Genomic DNA, 18,085 nt, shown 5'->3' on the forward strand with positions numbered 1-18,085 from the left:
CTGATGATACAGTGCTCATGCGGTCTGGTTTTTGCAGAAACCCTGCCAAAGAGCCAGGTGTTACCCTCAAAATGATTCGGTGCCGGATACAAGGCCATGTCAACAAAGCCGGACCGACACGACATAACAAAAACTTAACGCAATGGTCATGTTGCTGGCATGCACCCGCACTACCTTTGCAAAAGTCGAACAAAGTGGAGAAAGCAATGTTACATGCTCGAGCCGACGAACAATTGCATGGCGCTTGCCGCCTGTCCGTAACTTTGGCGACAACCCGTGATGAAGTTCTGGAAGCGCAACGCCTGCGTTATCAGGTGTTTGCCGAGGAATTGGGTGCCCGCCTCGATGGCCAAGAGCCAGGAATCGATCAGGATATGTTCGACCCCTTCTGTGAACACCTGCTGGTGCGTGATGACACCACGGGCGAGGTGGTCGGCACCTATCGGATACTGGCGCCATCTGCCGCTCGGAAGATCGGCAATTACTATTCAGAATCTGAATTTGATCTGGTGCGGTTGGCGAATCTGCGCAATCGGATGGTTGAGGTGGGGCGTTCCTGCGTGCATCGAGACTATCGCTCGGGAGGCGTGATCACGCTGCTGTGGTCGGGGCTGTCCAACTACATGGTGCGCAACGGATATGAATATCTGATGGGCTGCGCCAGCATCAGCATGGCTGATGGTGGACACAATGCCGTAGCCATCTATGATCAGATCAAGGATCAGCATCTCAGTCCGGTCGAATGGCGGGCCTTTCCGCGTTGTCCTTTGCCCATGCAGGCCATCGGTGGGAGCAAGGATATCAGTCTGCCGCCTTTGATCAAAGGCTACCTGCGGGTTGGGGCCATGGTGTGCGGTGAGCCAGCGTGGGACCCGGACTTCAATACCGCTGATCTGCTGATGCTGTTGCCAATGGCGCAAATGAATCGACGTTATTTGCGGCATTTCGTGAATCGTTGATCACTTGCCGATGGCCAAAACGCTACAATTGCGGGTTCCAGCCGGCCAAGCCGGCACCCTGATTGTGGAGTAGCAGTGAGCAAAACCTGGTTTCCTGCCCGCTTGTGGCGTATTGCGCGTCTGACCCTGCATCTATTCAAAGGCGTGTTGATCGTTGCTTCCCGCTTTGCAACGGCAGATCGCGATCTGCGCGTTGCCATCATCCAACGCTGGTCACGGCAGATGATGGCGTTACTGCATTTCGAAGTGCGTGTGGTGGGCACGCCACCCGGTGTATACCCTGGCAATACACTGTTGGTCGCCAATCACGTGTCGTGGATCGATATCTTCGTCCTGAATTCCATCACCGTATCGCGTTTCGTCGCGAAATCCGAAGTACGTGGCTGGCCCATCATCGGCTGGTTATGTGCCCATACCGGTACTTTGTTCATCGAACGGCAAAAGAAGCGGGATACGGCCCGCGTGGGCAATGTGGTATCCGCTTCGCTGGCAGAAGGGGATTGCATTGCCATGTTTCCCGAGGGCACCACTGCCGATGGTACCTTTCTACGGGTATTCAATGCTTCGTTGTTTCAGCCGATACTTGATTCGCAGGGCAAGGTGCAGCCGGTGGGGCTGCGTTATCTGCACGTCGATGGCCAGCACTCCCTTGCCCCAGCATACACCGACAATCTATCGCTGATCGCATCGATCTGGCGCATTGTGTCCGCCAAGCAGACCATTGCCGAGCTGCACTTCTGCCGCCAATTGGATGCGGAGGGCGCTCACCGGCGTCATCTATGCAGAGAGTCGGAAGCCATCATTGCCACTGCGCTAAATCTGCCGCTGCTGCACAAGGGAGCTGAAAAACCTGGCGGTCATCCAGACGAATCGCAGTAAGGCTGCCGCCCCAAAGGCAGCCGGTGTCGATGGCGGCCAGATCGTCCCGCAGGCACAGGCCCAATGCGGACCAGTGCCCACATACGATAGGTTGGCCGGCGCTGCGTCGCCCTGGGGCGTCAAACCACGCGCATAGCGTCGCTGGCGCGTCGGGCAGCTCACCCTTGAATGCCAGATCAATGTCGCCATCCCGTGTGGTCAGGCGCATGCGTGTCATCGCATTGACAATCAGCCGGAGTCGATCCCAGCCCTGCAGATCATCATGCCAGCGCTTGGGCTCGTTACCATACATGTGCCGGAACAGCTCGCTGTGATTCGGCCCCCGCAGCCAGGCCGATACTTCGTCAGACAGCGCCAAGGCTTGCTCGGCAGACCATTGTGGCAACAAGCCGGCATGGACCATCAGCCAGCCTTGTTCCCAATGTACCAGGGGCTGGTGCCGCAGCCAATCGAGCAGGACGGGCGCGTCGGGGGCGGCCAATAGCGGTGCCAATGTGTCTGTCTTGTGCAGCCTGCCATGGCCGGCGGCGACAGCCAACAGATGCAGATCGTGGTTGCCCAGCACCATGCGGATCTGGTCGCGATGTGTGTAAGCCCAGCGCAACATGTCCAGCGAGCCTGGCCCGCGATTCACCAGATCGCCGGTCAGCCAGAGGCGATCGGCTGCCGGGTCGAACCGGATCTGCTCCAACAGGGATTGAAAGGGCTCGAAACAGCCTTGGATGTCGCCTATCGCGTAAAGGGCCATATGTATTCAATCTGCAAACAAGATGCCTCATTATATCGACCCGTCGGTCGCCTGGATGGGGCGTGGTAAAATTGCCACCTGTTTTATCTGTTGGCCATCCTGTTTGGCATGGCTGTGTTTGATGTTGACCGAAGCCACCCCATGCCGCCACCCAGTCTGAATGCCCCTCAACGAGAAGCCATCGAGTATGTGGATGGCCCATTGCTGGTGCTTGCCGGGGCGGGCTCCGGTAAAACCCGCGTCATCACCCACAAGATCGCCTACCTGATCAATGAATATGGCCTGGCTGCCCGACATATCGCCGCCATCACCTTCACCAACAAGGCTGCGCGTGAGATGCAGGAGCGGGTGGAGGGGCTGCTGCATGGCAGTGCTTCGCGTGGGTTGACGGTGTGTACCTTCCACAGCCTGGGCATGCAGATCATGCGCCAGGAATCCAAGCGTATCGGTTATAAGCCGCAGTTCTCGATTCTGGACGCCAACGATGGTTACAAGATCATCAGCGATATCCTGAAAACCACCGACAAAGAGGAAATCCGCCGGGTGCAAAGCACGATCTCGCGCTGGAAGAACGACTTTGTCTCACCTGAAGACGCACTGAGCACCGGCAATCACGAGGGGGAGTTCCACGCTGCCCGCTGCTATCGGGCGTATCAGGATACTTTGTTTGCCTACCAGGCAATGGATTTCGATGACCTGATCCGTTTGCCGGTCGAGCTGTTCAAACAAGACGAAGAAGCCTTGGAAAAGTGGCGTACCAAGCTTAAATATCTGTTGATTGACGAATGCCAGGATACCAACACCTGCCAATACACCTTGGTCAAGCAGCTGACCGGGCGGTGGGGGAAATTCACCGCTGTGGGCGACGATGACCAGTCGATCTATGCCTGGCGGGGTGCCAATATGGAAAACCTGCGTCTCTTGCAGCAGGACTACCCCAACCTGAAACTGATCAAGCTGGAGCAGAACTATCGCTCTACCGCACGCATCCTGCGCGCCGCCAACGCAGTGATCCGCAACAACCCCAAATTGTTTGAAAAGACCTTGTGGAGCGAGCTTGGCGAAGGGGACCCGATCCAGATCCTGGCAGTCAAAGATGATGAACACGAAGCGGAGATGGTGTCCATGCGTCTGCTCGCGCACAAATTCGAGCACGGCAAGCGCTTTCTGGACTACGCGATTCTGTACCGTGGCAACCATCAGGCTCGGGTGATCGAGCAGGCGCTACGCAATCAACGCATTCCCTATGTGATGAGCGGTGGCCAGTCCTTCTTCGATAAGGCCGAGATCAAGGATGTGATTGCCTACCTGCGTCTGCTGGCCAATCAGGACGATGACCCGGCATTCATCCGCGCTGCGACCACGCCCAAGCGCGGCATTGGCAATACAACGCTGGAACGGCTCGGCACCTATTCCGCAGAGCGCCACATCAGCCTGTTTTCAGCTGCCACCGCGCCCGGCATGGAAATGCAGCTGCAAGAGAAGCAGCTCGGCCCATTGCGGATGTTCTGCGACTTCATCAACCGCATGCAGTGGCGGGCCGAGCGTGAGCCTGCTGGTGTAGTGTTGATGGACATCCTTAAAGCCATCGATTATGAAATCTGGTTGTATGACTCAGAAGAAGGCAAGGCTGGCGAAACCAAGTGGAAAAACGTCATGGACTTTGTCGGCTGGGTCACCAAAAAGGGGGAAGAAGACGGCAAGACCCTGATCGAGCTGGCTCAAACCATTGCATTGATCACCATGATGGAAAGCCGTGATCAGGCCGAGATCGACGCGGTACGCATGACCACCTTGCATGCGTCGAAAGGGTTGGAGTACCCGCATGTGTTTCTGGTCGGGTGCGAAGAGGGCATCCTGCCGCACCGCGAGTCGATCGATAACGGCATGGTCGAGGAGGAACGCCGCTTGATGTATGTCGGCATCACCCGTGCGCAGTGGAGCCTGACCATCACCCACGCCATGAAACGCAGGCGGGCCGGGGAGTGGACTGTGTGCGAGCCATCCCGGTTTCTAAGCGAGCTGCCCGCCGATGATATCCGCTGGAATGGCAAGCCTGGTGAGAAACGCGAGCTGAGCGTCGAGGAGAAGAAATCCCGCTCGGCGGCCTTGTTGGCGTCTTTGCGTCAGAAGACCGGCCAATCCTCTAGCCAATGAATATCGGCATGGATAGATTCATCTGTTAGGTCGGCGTGGTTTCTGCCGATGCAAAATGTCATATCGGGCGATGACCCCAGTCGGATAAATCAGTAGAATCGAAACCCTTTCCCCAAAATTGTCAGGAATCGAGCAATGCGTACCTCGCAGTTTTTTCTGTCCACTCTCAAAGAAGCGCCGAATGAAGCGGAGCTGCCCAGCCACAAGCTGATGCTGCGCGCAGGTCTCATCAAACGTCTTGGTAGTGGTCTGTACACCTGGATGCCATTGGGCCTGAAAGTGTTGCGCAAGGTGGAAGCCGTGGTGCGTGACGAAATGAACAAGGCCGGCGCGCTGGAGCTGCTGATGCCTGCTGTCCAGCCTGCCGAGCTGTGGCAGGAGTCAGGCCGTTGGGCGCTGTTTGGGCCGCAGATGCTGAAGATCAAGGATCGCCATGATCGTGACTTTTGCTTTGGCCCAACGCACGAAGAGGTGATCACTGATATTGCCCGTGCCGAAATCAAGAGCTACAAGCAGCTGCCGCTGAATTTCTTCCAGATCCAGACCAAATTCCGTGACGAAATCCGTCCCCGTTTTGGTGTGATGCGCGCACGCGAGTTCGTGATGAAGGATGCTTACTCCTTCCATACCGAGCAGCCCAGCCTGCAAGCCACCTATGACGTGATGTACAAGGCATATTCGAATGTCTTTACCCGACTGGGGTTGAAATTCCGTGCCGTGGCGGCTGACACCGGTGCCATCGGTGGTGATGGTTCACATGAATTTCACGTATTGGCTGACTCTGGCGAAGACGCGCTTGCCTATTGCCCAAGCTCGGAGTACGCAGCCAACTGCGAACTTGCTGCGGCATTGCCGCCGACCGCGCCACGCGCACAGCCTGCCGAAGCGATGCGCGATGTGGACACCCCGAAGCAGACCACCTGCGAACAAGTGGCCGAGCTGCTGGATATCCCGTTGTCCCGCACCGTCAAATCGATCGTGTTGATGTCAACCGACGGACAACTGCAGTTGTTGTTGCTACGCGGCGACCATGCGCTGAACGAAATCAAAGCGGGCAAGCTGCCCGGATTGGCTGATTTCCGCTTTGCCACGGAAGAAGAAATCCGAGGCTTCTTCAACTGCCCACCCGGCTTCCTCGGCCCAGTCGGTGTCGATCGCAGCCGGATTCGCGTCATTGCGGATCATACCGTGGCGGCCATGAGTGATTTCGTAGTCGGTGCCAATAAACCGAAATTCCATATCGCGGGTGTGAACTGGACGCGTGACCTGCCCGAGCCGGATCTGGTGGCGGATATCCGCAACGTGGTTGCAGGGGACCCCAGCCCGGATGGTAAAGGCACACTGGAGATTTGCCGGGGCATTGAAGTCGGTCATATCTTCCAATTGCGCACCAAGTATTCCTCCGCCATGGGTTGCACCTATCTCGACAAAGACGGCAAGACCCAGCCGATGGAGATGGGCTGCTATGGCATTGGCGTGTCACGCATCGTTGGGGCCAGCATCGAGCAGAATTTCGACGAAAAGGGCATTCTCTTTCCTGCGGCCATGGCGCCATTCGTGGTGGCTGTCGTGCCTGTCGGCTATTACCGTAGCGAACAGGTCAAGGAGGCCGCAGATAAGCTGTATGCCGAGTTGCTGGCCGCAGGTGTCGATGCGGTGCTCGATGATCGTGATGAACGCCCTGGTGTGATGTTTGCTGATATGGAGCTGATCGGCATCCCGCACCGCATCACCGTGGGTGAGCGCGGCTTGAAAAACGGTGAAATCGAGTATCAAGCCCGCACCGATGCAGCCGCCAGCACCCTCCCGTTGGCCGAGGCTGTCGCGCAGATCAAGCAAAAACTGGGTATGTAAGGTATGTCTGCGGTCGTCATTCGTCGTGCAACTGTAGAGGATGCACCGGCTGTTGCACGAATCTTCGAAGATCAAGCCGCTGTGGCAGGCACCATGCAGGTGCCTTGGCCGCAGGCCGACAATTGGCGTAAACGCCTGCTAGATCAATCTGTTGATCAGGTTGAGCTGGTGGCCATGGTCGATGGCGGGGTGGTCGGCATAGCGGGTATCCGGTGCGAATCCAAACTACGCAGACGGCACGTGGGATATATCTGGATGGCGATTGCAGACCGCTGGCAGGGTAAAGGGGTGGGCAGTTGCATGATGGCTGAGCTGATTGATCTGGCTGACAGCTGGTTCAACCTGACCCGCCTGGAATTGACCGTCTATACCGACAATGTGGCAGCGGTGGCGTTGTATCGCAAGTTCGGTTTTGTGATTGAGGGGGAGCATGTGCAACATGCTTTCCGCAACGGTGAGTTCGTCAATTCCTATTGCATGGCGCGGCTGCGCCCAGTGGCGGAGATGAGCCATGCTTGAGCTGCTGCATATCCGCCGTGCCGAGATACAAGACGCCAAGGCCTTGACGGCATTGTTCGAACAGCCCGCTGTGCATCGGCACATGCTGCAACAACCATATCCCATCGCCACGGTCTGGCAGGATTTCCTGCAACCCTCACTCCTCCGGCATGTGCTGGTGGCTGAATGCGACAGCCAAGTGGTGGGTGAAATCATGCTGGATGGCTATACCAACCCTGCCCGCAAGCATGTTGCCAGTATCGCCATGGCTGTCCATACCGATTTCCAGGGCCAAGGTGTTGGCAGTCGATTGATGACAAGTGCATTGGATTTGGCGGATAATTGGCTGAATCTTCAACGGCTTGAGCTGCAGGTGTTTTGCCGCAATGAGCCCGCGATTGCACTATATAAGAAGCACGGTTTTGAAATAGAAGGCACACTGCGTCGCCATGCGTTTCGAGCTGGGCAGTTTCTCGATGCGTACTGGATGGCCAGGGTAAGGTAAGGATTCATGCGATTTGATCTGGGGCGGGCTTGGGTGCTGGGGGCAGCATTGGCATGGGCGGGGTATGCCTGTGCGGGGGCTCAACTTGAAGAACAGCTGTCTGCCAGCGTGCAGGCCTCGTTGCAACGTGCAGTGGCTGATAATGCTGCACCGCGTCTGGTGTTCGACAACCCAACCGATGCCAACGCCTGGATTGCCGATATGTCTCGACGCCTGGAAAAACGCATGCCCGATCCCGAAGTCCGCAGACAGTTCCTGACCTCTGTTCATTACGAAGCCACCCGTGCCGGCTTGGACCCACAACTGGTGTTGGGGCTGATCCAAGTGGAATCAGGCTTTCGCAAATATGCAGTATCCAGTGTCGGTGCCAGAGGGTTCATGCAGGTCATGCCATTCTGGGTGCGTTCCATTGGCACCAGTGAGCACAACCTGTTTCACCTGCGCACCAATCTCCGATATGGCTGCACCATTTTGCGGCACTATCTCGACCTCGAAAAAGGCAACCTGTTCCGCGCTCTGGGCCGTTATAACGGCAGCCTTGGCAAGCCGGAATACCCCAATATGGTGCTAGGCGCCTGGAAGCGGTTCTGGAACTACCCAGTGACAACCGCCAGCGCTGAAGCAGCACCGGCCATCAAGGGGTGATCGATTTTTGAAATGGGCAGCTTGGCTGCCCATTTTTCATGATGAAAGCAGTAGGAGACGACAATGGAAAAACGGGTCAAATTAGGTTTTCTGACACTCATGCTTACCTGTTGCATGAGCGTCATGGCATCAGGCGGTGGCGGCGGCGGTAATTGGGGAGACAAAGTGGCAGAGCCACAGCGCGCTGCTCGCAAGCAAGACCCGGACTACGCCGCAGGGCAAGCCGCCATCAAGGCGGAAGATTGGCCGCGTGCGATCGAGGCCATGAATAAAGTTGTGGCACGCAACCCCAGACACGCCGATGCTTACAATTGGCTAGGGTATGCCTACCGTAAACAAGGCGATCTCCCAAACGCCTTCAAACATTATGAGCAAGCACTGGCGATTGACCCCAAGCACCTGGGGGTGCATGAGTATTTGGGCGAGGCCTATTTGATGGCCAATGATCTGCCCAATGCAGAAAAGCAACTGGCCGAGTTGGACAAATTGTGCTGGTTCACCTGCGAGGAGTTTCGCGACCTGAAAGCCCATATCCAGGCATACAAGGCCAAGCAGGCAGCACAACCAGCGCAACAGTAGGCAAGTGTTTGCCTATTTGGCTACGGCGATGCGGGGCAATCAGCGGCGCGAGTCTGTTGCCAGGTCCGGTGTGTGATGAACCATGTGGGCGCGGTGCGAGTTGAATGTCAGACTGGCACATAGGGATGAATCGTTTTCTATCAATCCGGTGCGCCTGGCATCTGGCTCTGCTTCAAACCCGGATCGGCAAGCGCCGCACAACCACACTAACCGCGCTTGGTCCCCATCTCAAAGCATGACCAGTCAGCTTGGTTGCATCCCCTTGGTGCTTGGCTCAGCCTGCTGTGCCGTGGCAGCCGGTTTGGCCGGTTCAGGGGAGGGCAGGTACAAGGGGCCTTTGAAGCCGCAGGCATTCAACAGGGTCAGCAATGTCAGGATGCAGATCAGGCGCATGGCATGGGGTCTTTATGGCAGAATCGAAATCTTAGCAGAATTTGCCCACCCCCTTCCGTGGATTGTATATATGGATGAATCGGATTTTCTGGATGCCGCTGAAGCGGTATTCAATCGTATTGAGACGGCCATTGACGCAAGTGGCCTGGATATCGAGTGCAATCTGAACGAATCGGTCATGGAGTTGGAATTCGACGATGGCACCAAAATCATCGTCAATCGCCACACGCCCAACCGCGAGCTGTGGATTGCGGCCAGAAGTGGCGGATTTCATTATGCCTGGCGTGATGACGCATGGCGCAATACACGCGATGGCAGCGAGTTTTTCGCAAGCCTGGCCCGATTGGTCAGTGATCAGGCTGGTGATGTCTTTCAGTTTTGAATCAGCTCGTTGACGCCACCGGTGCTTTCTTGATGCTGGAATGGCCGCTTGCGGGGTTATTTGCCTCGGCTTTTCTTTCTGCCACGATCCTGCCAGGCAATTCTGAGCTGGCACTGTTCGCCTATCTTAAGCTGGTGCCTGGGCAACCGTGGTTGCCCGTTGCCATCGCTACACTCGGCAATACCTTGGGTGGTCTAAGCTCATATGGTGTCGGTCGTTTGGCGGCCTCGCCATCCGAGAACCGTGCCACCCGCTGGTTGCGACAATATGGCGTGCTGGCGTTGCTGCTATCCTGGGTGCCATTGATCGGTGATGCGTTGTGTATCGGGGCTGGGTGGCTGCGTCTGAAATGGTGGTGGGTGACGCTGGTATTGTTGATCGGCAAGGCACTGCGCTATGTTGCAATTGCATATGCGATGATGTGAAAACCCTATCAACTATATTGTTTTTCTGAAATTTTTTGCAAAAAAACTAGCTTATTCCGGTAAAATCAACCTATCTTCTTGTGCTTTGCAGCAATTACCTGAACCGGCCCATGAACGCTAGACTGCGCGAAATTCCGTATAACTACACATCGTTTTCCGATCGAGAAATCGTGATCCGATTGCTGGGCGAGCCCGCTTGGCAGCAGCTTGATCATTTGCGCGCCGAACGCAAGACCGGGCGATCTGCCCGGATGCTGTTCGAGGTGCTGGGCGATATCTGGGTGGTACAACGCAATCCATATCTACAAGACGATCTGCTGGAGAACCCGAAGCGGCTGGTGGCGCTGGTGGATGCCATGCGCCACCGGATCGGTGAGATCGAGCGCCGTCGGCTGGGCAACCCGCAGGTAGGCACATTGCTGCGGGCGGCGGATGAGGCGGTGGGCCGTTTCCACATGTGGTTTGCTGAAATCAAGGCGCTACGGGCCAAGATCCTCAAGCGCATGGATCACCTCACCCGGCGCGACAATATCCTGTTTGATGGCTTGGCTCGGGTGTCGCATGTAACCGATGCGACAGACTGGCGGGTTGAATACCCTTTTGTCGTCTTGTCGCCGGATTCTGAGGCGGAGATAGCCGCACTGGTGAAGGCCTGTATTGAACTGGGCCTGACTATCATCCCGCGTGGGGGCGGCACTGGTTACACGGGTGGCGCCGTACCATTGACGCCCTTTTCAGCGGTGATCAATACCGAAAAGCTCGACCGACACCAAGGGGTGGAGTATCTGGAGTTGCCGGGCCTGACAGGCAAGCGGGCGACCATTCAATGTGGAGCGGGGGTGGTCACGGCCCGGGTCAGTGAGGCGGCGTCTGCCAGCGGGCTGGTATTCGCGGTGGACCCAACGTCGGCAGAGGCATCCTGTATCGGTGGTAATGTCGCCATGAATGCCGGCGGCAAAAAGGCGGTGCTGTGGGGCACAGCGCTGGATAACCTGGCCTCATGGCGCATGGTGGATCCGAGCGGCAATTGGGTGCTGGTCGAACGCCTGGAGCACAACTTCGGAAAAATCCACGATGTGGAGCTGGCCCGATTTCGTGTGACCCGTCTCAAAGAGGATGGCCAGACTAAACTGTCGGAGACAATACTGGAGATCCCTGGCCGCCAGTTCCGTAAGGTGGGGCTGGGGAAGGATGTGACGGATAAATTCCTGGCGGGCTTGCCTGGGGTGCAGAAGGAGGGGACTGACGGCATCATCACATCAGCCCGGTTCGTGTTGCACAAAATGCCAGCCCATACCCGGACGGTCTGTCTCGAATTCTTTGGCGAAGTGTCGCGTGCGACACCTGCCATCGTTGAGATCAAAAACTACCTGGATGCCCACCCGCTGGTTCAGCTGGCTGGGCTGGAGCATCTGGATTGGCGCTATGTCCGAGCGGTGGGTTACGCCACCAAGGCCAAGTCCCGTGGCCGACCCAAGATGGTATTGATTGCCGATATTGTCTCGGATGACGAAGCCGCAGTCGGTGAAGCAGCCTCACAAGTCGTCAGATTGGCCAATGCGCGGTCGGGCGAGGGTTTCATCGCGGTCAGCCCGGAGGCTCGCAAGAAGTTCTGGCTGGATCGGGCGCGCACTGCAGCCATTGCCAAACACACCAATGCCTTCAAGATCAATGAGGACGTGGTGATCCCACTGGAGCGGCTGGGCGACTATTCCGATGGTATCGAGCGCATCAATATCGAGCTGTCGATCGCCAACAAGCTGAAGCTGTTGGATCAATTGTCGGCATTTTTCAGCGGCGATCTGCCGATGGACGATGGTGATGCCGGTGCGGTGGGGCATGATGAATTGATCGGTGATCGCCGTGCCGTGGCGCTCAAGCGGATTGCGGATGTCCGTGAGCGCTGGCAATGGATTGCCGACAATCTCGACTCGGCATTCGAGATGTATGTTACCGGCTTCCCTGGCGCCCCGCTGGAGCGCGAGATATCGGCAGAGGAAACACCGCAGAGCGTTTTCCATGCCATGCGTGACACCATGTTGCGCATGTCTTGGAAGCGGGAGGTGCTGGTTGATCTCGAAGCGTTGTTCACTGGTAAGGTTGATGAACCGATTCGCAACAAGCTGCATAAGATCCACGGCAAAGTGCTGCGGGGCCGGGTGTTTGTTGCTTTGCACATGCATGCGGGCGATGGAAACGTCCATACCAACATCCCGGTGAACTCTGATGACTACGTGATGTTGCAGACTGCCCATCAGGCCGTGGCGCGTATCATGGTGCTGGCACGTAGCCTGAATGGGGTGATCTCGGGCGAGCACGGTATTGGCATCACTAAGCTGGAGTTCCTCACCGAGGACGAGTTGCGCCCCTTTGTCGAATACAAACAACGTATCGATCCGGAAGGCCGATTCAACAAGGGCAAGCTGTTGCCTGGCGCAGATCTGCGCAATGCCTATACTCCGTCTTTCGAGTTGCTGGGGGTCGAATCCTTGATCCTGGAGCAATCCGACATCGGCAAGATTGCGGATTCGGTCAAGGACTGCTTGCGTTGCGGCAAATGCAAACCCGTCTGTAATACCCACATTCCACGCGCCAATTTGCTGTACAGCCCACGTAACAAGATCCTGGGTGTCGGCTTGCTGACTGAAGCATTCTTGTATGAAGAACAGACCCGGCGCGGCGTGTCGCTCAAGCATTTTGATGAGCTGTCTGATGTGGCTGACCATTGCACCGTCTGCCATAAATGCGTGAACCCTTGTCCAGTCAAGATTGACTTTGGTGATGTATCCGTCGCCATGCGTAATTTCCTGCGGCGGACAGGCAACAAGAAATTCAATCCTGGCGCGGCGGCGGCCATGGCGTTTTTGAATGCCAAAGACCCGGCCACCATCAAATTCATCCGCAAGGGGATGATCGAGTGGGGCTTCAAGGCACAACGTGCCGGACACAAGCTGTTGGGCCACTTGGCCAAACCACAGCTGGCGGCGCCACCCTCGACGGTGGGTAAGGCTGAAATCAAGTCGCAGGTCATCCACTTCATCAATAAACCGATGCCCGGCAAGCTGCCCAAGAAAACCTCGCGTGCCTTGCTGGATATCGAAGACCCGACCATGGTGCCTGTCATTCGAGACCCGCAAAAGACCAGCGAGGACACCGAGGCAGTGTTCTATTTCCCCGGCTGTGGCTCCGAGCGCCTGTTCAGCCAAGTGGGGCTGGCCACTCAGGCCATGCTCTACCATGTCGGGGCAACCACGGTTCTGCCGCCAGGGTACCTGTGCTGCGGTTATCCACAAGCAGCCAGTGGCAATGAGGACAAAGGCCAAGCCATTACCACCGAGAATCGGGTGTTGTTCCATCGTGTTGCCAATACCCTGAACTATCTCGACATCAAAACGGTGATCGTGTCCTGTGGCACTTGTATGGATCAGCTTACCAAGTATCAATTCGAGCAGATCTTCCCCGGCTGTCGTTTGCTCGATATCCATGAGTACCTGCTGGAGAAGGGCGTCAAGCTGGATGGGGTGGCGGGGATGAAGTACATGTATCACGACCCCTGCCATTCACCGATGAAGACGCATCAGCCGCTGAAGGTGGTCAATGAATTGATGGGGGATAAGGTGGCGCTGACCGAGCGTTGCTGCGGGGAATCTGGCACCTTAGCGGCCACCCGGCCAGACATCTCGACCCAGGTTCGTTTCCGTAAACAGGAGGAGCTGGAAAAAGGCGCACAACAGATTCGTGATGCCGACCCGCAAGCCCAGGTGAAGGTGTTGACCTCCTGTCCGGCTTGCTTGCAGGGTTTGAGTCGTTATCAAGGGGATATCGCGGCAGAGGCCGACTATATCGTGGTCGAAATGGCCAAAGCCATCTTGGGTGAGGACTGGCTGCCCGATTACATCGCCAAAGCTCGCCAGGGCGGGGTTGAGCGCGTCTTGTTGTAATCCACCGGATTGATTGAGTAGACCAAGCCAGCGACCTACTGACCCAGGCGCTGGCTTTTTTCATGGCAACGGGTAAAAACATATCACTGGAACTGCCAGGGGTTGAGGGACGGAGAACAGCGAGATGGGTGGTTTGAATGGGCTGGATGATGCTCGTTGGCGTAACAGCGTGATTGCGGCCACTGTCTGTGTAGCGGGTTTGCTATGCGTCTTGTTCAGCAGTTGCCAGCCCAATGTGCAATCTGGGTTATTGCAGACCGGCCAATGGAGGCAGGCGTCCCCATGGCAGTGGTGGACAGCCAGTTGGACACATCTGAATGCCAGACATCTATTGGCCAATCTGCTGGGGTTGCTGGTATGTGCCTGGGTGGCAGCACGATTCAGGCAAGGGCTCTGGTTGCCAGGCGTGCTGTCGGGGAGCGGGGTGGCCACCTTGTTGGGGTTGGCCCATGGGCCGGTTGGTGTGGCCTACTATGGTGGCCTGTCAGGTGCGCTATATGGCGTCTACGCTTGGCTTGCCCTGGTGCTGATACAGGAAGCAACCCAGCGGCGGCAGCGACTCATTGGGCTGCTGCTGCTGATCGGAGAGCTGGCCAAAGTAGGCTGGGATTGGTTGCAACCAGCCCAAGGAACGGGCTGGTTGCAGATTGTGGTGGTACCGGCAGCCCACCTGTGGGGGATGGTGGGCGGGCTGTCGCTGGCCGTGTTGATTTATCTGTTACGCCGATAAGCGCCTGCCAGCAAGCCCAGTAGACCGATGGCAGCGAGCCAATCCACCGCGCCACCGCCACTTGAGCCGCCGCCACTGCCGTTGCCGGTGGCAGCGGTGATGTTGATGGATGTGCTGGTAGAGCTGGTCGCGCCAGCGCTGTCGGTAATGGTCACGGAGATCTTGACCGTCCCGGTGCCGGTCGCACGGAACGAGGTCGATAGGTTGTCATCGCTGTCGAGACGGGTAATGGCCGCCCCATCAACCAATGTCCACTTCACCGATCGGATGGTGCGTCCCTCTGCCAGCGCACTCTTTGAGATATCCAACGTCACGCGAACGCCTGCCTCGGCTGTGGTCGGGCCCGTGATGATGGCCTGGGAAGAGGTGGCAGCCTCGATTGCCGCTTTCGCATCCAGAATGCCTGCACCACAGGTAGCGGTGGTGCAATTGCATTGCTCGGTATCATCCGCCCCTTTGGCGGTGGTCGGGCATGCGGGCAAGCTGGAATTGGTCGGGAAAGGCCGTGCCGACGACTTGATGCGCTGGATGACATCGTTGGGTGTCAACAAGGGCTGGGTTCCCATCATCATCGCAGCGACCCCTGCCACGATGGGGGCGGCAAAACTGGTGCCTTTGTCGGCGACCTGATTGATGGCGTAGCTGTTGGCCTCCGGGCCAAACAAACCCGTGTTGCTGGTGGTGGAGATGCCATAGACACATGGTGTAGTCTTGCACTGGCCGCCCGGCGCAGAGATCGCGGTTTCCGGCCCGGTATTGGCATAGTAGGGTTTCAAGCCATCATTGCGGACGGCGCTCACGGTCAGCACGCCGTTGCAATTACCTGGGCTGGTGACACTGGTCGCACTCTCATTGCCGCTGACGGTGACAACCAGCACACCCTTGGCAGCCAGCTGTGTAATGGCATCCTGATAAGGGGCTGTGCAAGAGCCGGTGCCGCCGATACTCATGTTCAGCACTCGTGCAGGGTTGGGATTGTCCGGCACACCCGGTACCGAAATCCCGCCCGCCCACAGCATGCCTGCAATGATGTCATCATCAAACCCGCCGCATTTGCCCAATACCCGCACAGGCAGTATCTTCGCCCCCCAATTGACCCCCGCGATGCCCAGCGCATTGTCACCGATTGCGGCTGCAATGCCGGCCACCTTGGTGCCATGCCAGGAGCTGTTGGTGGGGCTCTTGATTGGGCAGGTGGCAAAATAGGGATTGTTGATATCTTCGGTACTCATGAATGTACCGGTGTCGGACGGGTCGCTGTCACGGCCATCGCCATCATTGGAATCCAATGCAACAGAAATGAAGTCGTAACCCGGCAGCAGTTTGTTGGAAAAATCGGGGTGATCGAGCCGGATACCCGTATCCAGCACCGCAATTGCAACTTTACTGCTTCCCCTGGTCAAATCCCAGGCGCCGATCGCGTTGATTGCTCCGGGCTCGGTCGATTGCAGGTACCATTGCGTGTTGAAGTGGGGGTCACTGGGAATTGCCTTGGCAAACTTGCGTTCGCTGGGTACGGCGTATTCCACATCATTTTGCTTGGCAAATCGGGCAACAAGCTCGGCAGAGGAGACATCGGCGGCATGGATGACCTGCAGCTGAGATGTCAGATGGCTGGATGTGATCTGTTGGCTGCCCGCGATCTGAGCAAACCGGGAACGTCGCTCTTCAGCGGATTGCGCCAACTTGACGGATGGTGAATTGGCTTTGAACTTGACGATGACCCTGCCAGCGCTGGCAGGTACATCGCTGGCATAGGTGGGCATGGCGCTGGGTACAATCAGGAGCCCCGCCAGCAGAGAAAAAACGGATTTCATAAAAGTTGTGTTCCGCATTAAGACCACCAAATGACGGATCAGGTGTCAAAGTCCGCACATCAAGATGGGTTGATTGGCTTCATTTTCCTGGCTGTAACAATCACTTGCGACAGCACATTGGTTCGCATTCTAACGATTGGATGCCCATTTGCGAATGGTCGGTTGAGGCCGCCAAGTGGGACGGATATGGAAAATGCCCGCAAGTCGGTGATTTCTCGGTTAAAATATTCACATGTAATAATTCCCTGCAGGGGAATATGTAACCAAATCAATAAGGATCAGGTATGTCACTACGTATTATCACCACAGGCGGAACCATCGATAAAATCTATTTCGATGCCAAAAGCAACTATGAGATTGGCGAGCCCATGGTGACATCGATTTTGGAAGAAGGCTTGGCCACTGTGCCACACGTGGTGCAGCCCATCCTCAGAAAAGACAGCCTGGAATTGACCGATGATGATCGACAACTGATCTACGATACGGTGGCTGCAGCACCAGAGCAGCATATCGTCATCACGCATGGCACCGACACCATGCCGGTGACCGCAGCCAAATTGAAATCAATCCAGGGCAAGACCATTGTGCTGACTGGCGCCATGGCACCTGCACGTTTCCGCATCACCGACTCCATTTTTAACATCGGGTGCGCAGTCGCTGCTGCCCAGGCTTTACCCGCAGGTGTGTACATCACGATGAATGGCCGTATCTTCGAAGCGGGTAAGGTGCGCAAAAATCTGGAGCTGGGCCGTTTTGAAGCAACGGAATGACACATGCAGTTGAACCAGGTCACGATTGGCACCGGACAGCTGCCCATATTGTTGCAGTTCTATCAGAAGCTGGGTTTTCGCCTGATCGTGGACAGCCTGCCCAGCTATGTGCGGCTGCAATGCCCTGGTGGTGACGCTACTTTGTCTCTGGAGCATGAAACAGGCGTCAGGCCTGGTGGTATCACCTTGTATTTCGAGTGCCCAGCACTGGATGAGCTGGTTGGCCAGCTACAACAAGCACACATCGCATTTGATCATGGGCCGGTTGACCAGCCCTGGCTATGGCGCGAGGCAAGATTGCGCGACCCGGATGGGAACCGGCTATGCTTGTATCATGCGGGTGACAATCGTATCAATCCACCTTGGCGAATCAAGGAGTCATCGTGACCTGCGAATTATGTGAACAGCCTGGCGGCGAAGTGGTCTGGCAAGATGCAGACTGCCGGGTGGTGAGTGTGGCAGACGAGCACTACCCGGGCTTTTGCCGGGTGATCTGGGCGTGTCATGTCAAAGAGATGACGGATCTGTCGGTGGCGCAGCAGCAGCACTTGATGCGTGTGGTGTTGGCCACGGAGCGGGCTGTTCGCGATCTCCTGCAACCAGACAAGGTCAATCTGGCCAGCCTGGGCAACATGACCCCGCATCTGCATTGGCATGTGATCCCTCGTTTTGCCGATGACCGCCACTTCCCCGGTGCCATCTGGGCGCCGCCAGTCAGGGAGAACATGCCGCGCAGTTTGCCAATTGATTGGCAGTCCAAGCTGCGTGATGCACTATTGCAGCATGTGAATTGAATTGTTGTT

Annotated in this window: 18 protein-coding genes; 15 read left to right on the forward strand and 3 right to left on the reverse strand. The window is 56.8% G+C overall.

Annotated elements, in window-relative coordinates; genetic code table 11:
• The first annotated feature begins 206 nt into the window (after positions 1-206).
• On the forward strand, positions 207-959 hold the full coding sequence (locus HNQ59_RS07835; RefSeq protein ID WP_184037434.1) for a GNAT family N-acetyltransferase: 753 nt from the start codon (positions 207-209) through the stop codon (positions 957-959).
• 75 nt (positions 960-1,034) lie between these two features.
• Complete coding sequence (locus HNQ59_RS07840; RefSeq protein ID WP_184037437.1) at positions 1,035-1,838, forward strand: 1-acyl-sn-glycerol-3-phosphate acyltransferase; 804 nt, start codon at positions 1,035-1,037, stop codon at positions 1,836-1,838.
• Here HNQ59_RS07840 and HNQ59_RS07845 read toward each other — a convergent pair.
• A complete protein-coding gene (locus HNQ59_RS07845) occupies positions 1,759-2,586 on the reverse strand; it encodes a symmetrical bis(5'-nucleosyl)-tetraphosphatase (RefSeq protein WP_184037439.1) in 828 nt (275 codons plus the stop codon). The two genes, HNQ59_RS07840 and HNQ59_RS07845, sit on opposite strands and share 80 nt — an antisense overlap.
• 141 nt (positions 2,587-2,727) lie before the next feature.
• On the opposite strand from HNQ59_RS07845, the gene HNQ59_RS07850 reads away from it, so the two are divergent.
• The 6 genes from HNQ59_RS07850 to HNQ59_RS07875 all read left to right on the forward strand — a co-directional run bounded on the left by HNQ59_RS07850 (position 2,728) and on the right by HNQ59_RS07875 (position 8,824).
• Positions 2,728-4,743, forward strand: a complete 2,016-nt coding sequence (locus HNQ59_RS07850; RefSeq protein ID WP_184037441.1) for a UvrD-helicase domain-containing protein — start codon at positions 2,728-2,730, stop codon at positions 4,741-4,743.
• Between the two features lie 135 nt (positions 4,744-4,878).
• Complete coding sequence (locus tag HNQ59_RS07855; RefSeq protein ID WP_184037443.1) at positions 4,879-6,597, forward strand: proline--tRNA ligase; 1,719 nt, start codon at positions 4,879-4,881, stop codon at positions 6,595-6,597.
• 3 nt (positions 6,598-6,600) lie between these two features.
• Positions 6,601-7,116 carry a GNAT family N-acetyltransferase gene (locus tag HNQ59_RS07860; protein WP_184037445.1) on the forward strand — a complete coding sequence of 172 codons (516 nt, stop codon included), beginning with the start codon at positions 6,601-6,603 and terminating at the stop codon, positions 7,114-7,116.
• Positions 7,109-7,600: a GNAT family N-acetyltransferase gene (locus HNQ59_RS07865; protein WP_184037447.1), complete on the forward strand. Its 492-nt coding sequence runs from the start codon at positions 7,109-7,111 to the stop codon at positions 7,598-7,600. The genes HNQ59_RS07860 and HNQ59_RS07865 overlap by 8 nt, the downstream gene beginning before the upstream one ends.
• A 6-nt stretch (positions 7,601-7,606) precedes the next feature.
• Positions 7,607-8,245: a lytic transglycosylase domain-containing protein gene (locus HNQ59_RS07870; protein WP_184037449.1), complete on the forward strand. Its 639-nt coding sequence runs from the start codon at positions 7,607-7,609 to the stop codon at positions 8,243-8,245.
• A gap of 63 nt (positions 8,246-8,308) precedes the next feature.
• Positions 8,309-8,824 carry a tetratricopeptide repeat protein gene (locus tag HNQ59_RS07875; protein ID WP_184037452.1) on the forward strand — a complete coding sequence of 172 codons (516 nt, stop codon included), beginning with the start codon at positions 8,309-8,311 and terminating at the stop codon, positions 8,822-8,824.
• A 243-nt stretch (positions 8,825-9,067) separates the two neighbouring features.
• Here the strand turns inward: HNQ59_RS07875 and lptM are convergent, their stop codons facing one another.
• On the reverse strand, positions 9,068-9,217 hold the full coding sequence (lptM, locus tag HNQ59_RS07880) for an LPS translocon maturation chaperone LptM (protein ID WP_184037454.1): 150 nt from the start codon (positions 9,215-9,217) through the stop codon (positions 9,068-9,070).
• 70 nt (positions 9,218-9,287) lie between these two features.
• On the opposite strand from lptM, the gene cyaY reads away from it, so the two are divergent.
• The 4 genes from cyaY (at position 9,288) to rrtA (ending at position 14,695) form a co-directional block, all read left to right on the forward strand.
• Positions 9,288-9,599, forward strand: a complete 312-nt coding sequence (gene cyaY, locus HNQ59_RS07885) for an iron donor protein CyaY (RefSeq protein WP_184037457.1) — start codon at positions 9,288-9,290, stop codon at positions 9,597-9,599.
• A 32-nt stretch (positions 9,600-9,631) separates the two neighbouring features.
• Entirely contained in the window at positions 9,632-10,024 is a 393-nt protein-coding gene (locus HNQ59_RS07890) for a YqaA family protein (protein WP_184037688.1), read from the forward strand.
• Positions 10,025-10,134: 110 nt separating this feature from the next.
• Positions 10,135-13,965 carry a DUF3683 domain-containing protein gene (locus tag HNQ59_RS07895; protein WP_184037460.1) on the forward strand — a complete coding sequence of 1,277 codons (3,831 nt, stop codon included), beginning with the start codon at positions 10,135-10,137 and terminating at the stop codon, positions 13,963-13,965.
• Between the two features lie 124 nt (positions 13,966-14,089).
• Positions 14,090-14,695: a rhombosortase gene (gene rrtA / locus HNQ59_RS07900; RefSeq protein WP_184037463.1), complete on the forward strand. Its 606-nt coding sequence runs from the start codon at positions 14,090-14,092 to the stop codon at positions 14,693-14,695.
• Here the strand turns inward: rrtA and HNQ59_RS07905 are convergent.
• Complete coding sequence (locus HNQ59_RS07905) at positions 14,677-16,512, reverse strand: S8 family peptidase (protein ID WP_184037466.1); 1,836 nt, start codon at positions 16,510-16,512, stop codon at positions 14,677-14,679. The genes rrtA and HNQ59_RS07905 overlap by 19 nt on opposite strands.
• Before the next feature lie 284 nt (positions 16,513-16,796).
• Here HNQ59_RS07905 and HNQ59_RS07910 point away from each other — a divergent pair, with 284 nt between their 5' ends.
• Genes HNQ59_RS07910 through HNQ59_RS07920 form a run of 3 tightly spaced genes read left to right on the forward strand, consistent with a single transcriptional unit; the run spans position 16,797 to position 18,076 of the window.
• The gene (locus HNQ59_RS07910; protein ID WP_184037469.1) at positions 16,797-17,282 is read left to right on the forward strand and encodes an asparaginase domain-containing protein; all 486 of its coding nucleotides are present in this window, start codon (positions 16,797-16,799) and stop codon (positions 17,280-17,282) included.
• A 3-nt stretch (positions 17,283-17,285) separates the two neighbouring features.
• Complete coding sequence (locus HNQ59_RS07915; RefSeq protein ID WP_184037472.1) at positions 17,286-17,669, forward strand: VOC family protein; 384 nt, start codon at positions 17,286-17,288, stop codon at positions 17,667-17,669.
• Positions 17,666-18,076: an HIT family protein gene (locus HNQ59_RS07920; protein WP_425491373.1), complete on the forward strand. Its 411-nt coding sequence runs from the start codon at positions 17,666-17,668 to the stop codon at positions 18,074-18,076. Before HNQ59_RS07915 ends, HNQ59_RS07920 begins: the two co-directional genes overlap by 4 nt.
• Positions 18,077-18,085: the final 9 nt, after the last annotated feature.

This window comes from Chitinivorax tropicus, assembly GCF_014202905.1.
Lineage (GTDB): Bacteria > Pseudomonadota > Gammaproteobacteria > Burkholderiales > SCOH01 > Chitinivorax > Chitinivorax tropicus.

Excerpts from the sequence above, each read along its gene's own strand:
- HNQ59_RS07905 (WP_184037466.1), bottom strand. The coding sequence starts at position 16,512 with ATGAAATCCGTTTTTTCTCTGCTGGCGGGGCTCCTGATTGTACCCAGC.
- HNQ59_RS07910 (WP_184037469.1), top strand. The coding sequence starts at position 16,797 with ATGTCACTACGTATTATCACCACAGGCGGAACCATCGATAAAATCTAT.
- HNQ59_RS07845 (WP_184037439.1), bottom strand. The coding sequence starts at position 2,586 with ATGGCCCTTTACGCGATAGGCGACATCCAAGGCTGTTTCGAGCCCTTT.
- HNQ59_RS07865 (WP_184037447.1), top strand. The coding sequence starts at position 7,109 with ATGCTTGAGCTGCTGCATATCCGCCGTGCCGAGATACAAGACGCCAAG.
- HNQ59_RS07860 (WP_184037445.1), top strand. The coding sequence starts at position 6,601 with ATGTCTGCGGTCGTCATTCGTCGTGCAACTGTAGAGGATGCACCGGCT.
- HNQ59_RS07835 (WP_184037434.1), top strand. The coding sequence starts at position 207 with ATGTTACATGCTCGAGCCGACGAACAATTGCATGGCGCTTGCCGCCTG.
- HNQ59_RS07895 (WP_184037460.1), top strand. The coding sequence starts at position 10,135 with ATGAACGCTAGACTGCGCGAAATTCCGTATAACTACACATCGTTTTCC.
- HNQ59_RS07870 (WP_184037449.1), top strand. The coding sequence starts at position 7,607 with ATGCGATTTGATCTGGGGCGGGCTTGGGTGCTGGGGGCAGCATTGGCA.
- HNQ59_RS07890 (WP_184037688.1), top strand. The coding sequence starts at position 9,632 with ATGCTGGAATGGCCGCTTGCGGGGTTATTTGCCTCGGCTTTTCTTTCT.
- HNQ59_RS07850 (WP_184037441.1), top strand. The coding sequence starts at position 2,728 with ATGCCGCCACCCAGTCTGAATGCCCCTCAACGAGAAGCCATCGAGTAT.
- HNQ59_RS07855 (WP_184037443.1), top strand. The coding sequence starts at position 4,879 with ATGCGTACCTCGCAGTTTTTTCTGTCCACTCTCAAAGAAGCGCCGAAT.
- lptM (WP_184037454.1), bottom strand. The coding sequence starts at position 9,217 with ATGCGCCTGATCTGCATCCTGACATTGCTGACCCTGTTGAATGCCTGC.
- rrtA (WP_184037463.1), top strand. The coding sequence starts at position 14,090 with ATGGGTGGTTTGAATGGGCTGGATGATGCTCGTTGGCGTAACAGCGTG.
- HNQ59_RS07915 (WP_184037472.1), top strand. The coding sequence starts at position 17,286 with ATGCAGTTGAACCAGGTCACGATTGGCACCGGACAGCTGCCCATATTG.
- HNQ59_RS07875 (WP_184037452.1), top strand. The coding sequence starts at position 8,309 with ATGGAAAAACGGGTCAAATTAGGTTTTCTGACACTCATGCTTACCTGT.
- cyaY (WP_184037457.1), top strand. The coding sequence starts at position 9,288 with ATGGATGAATCGGATTTTCTGGATGCCGCTGAAGCGGTATTCAATCGT.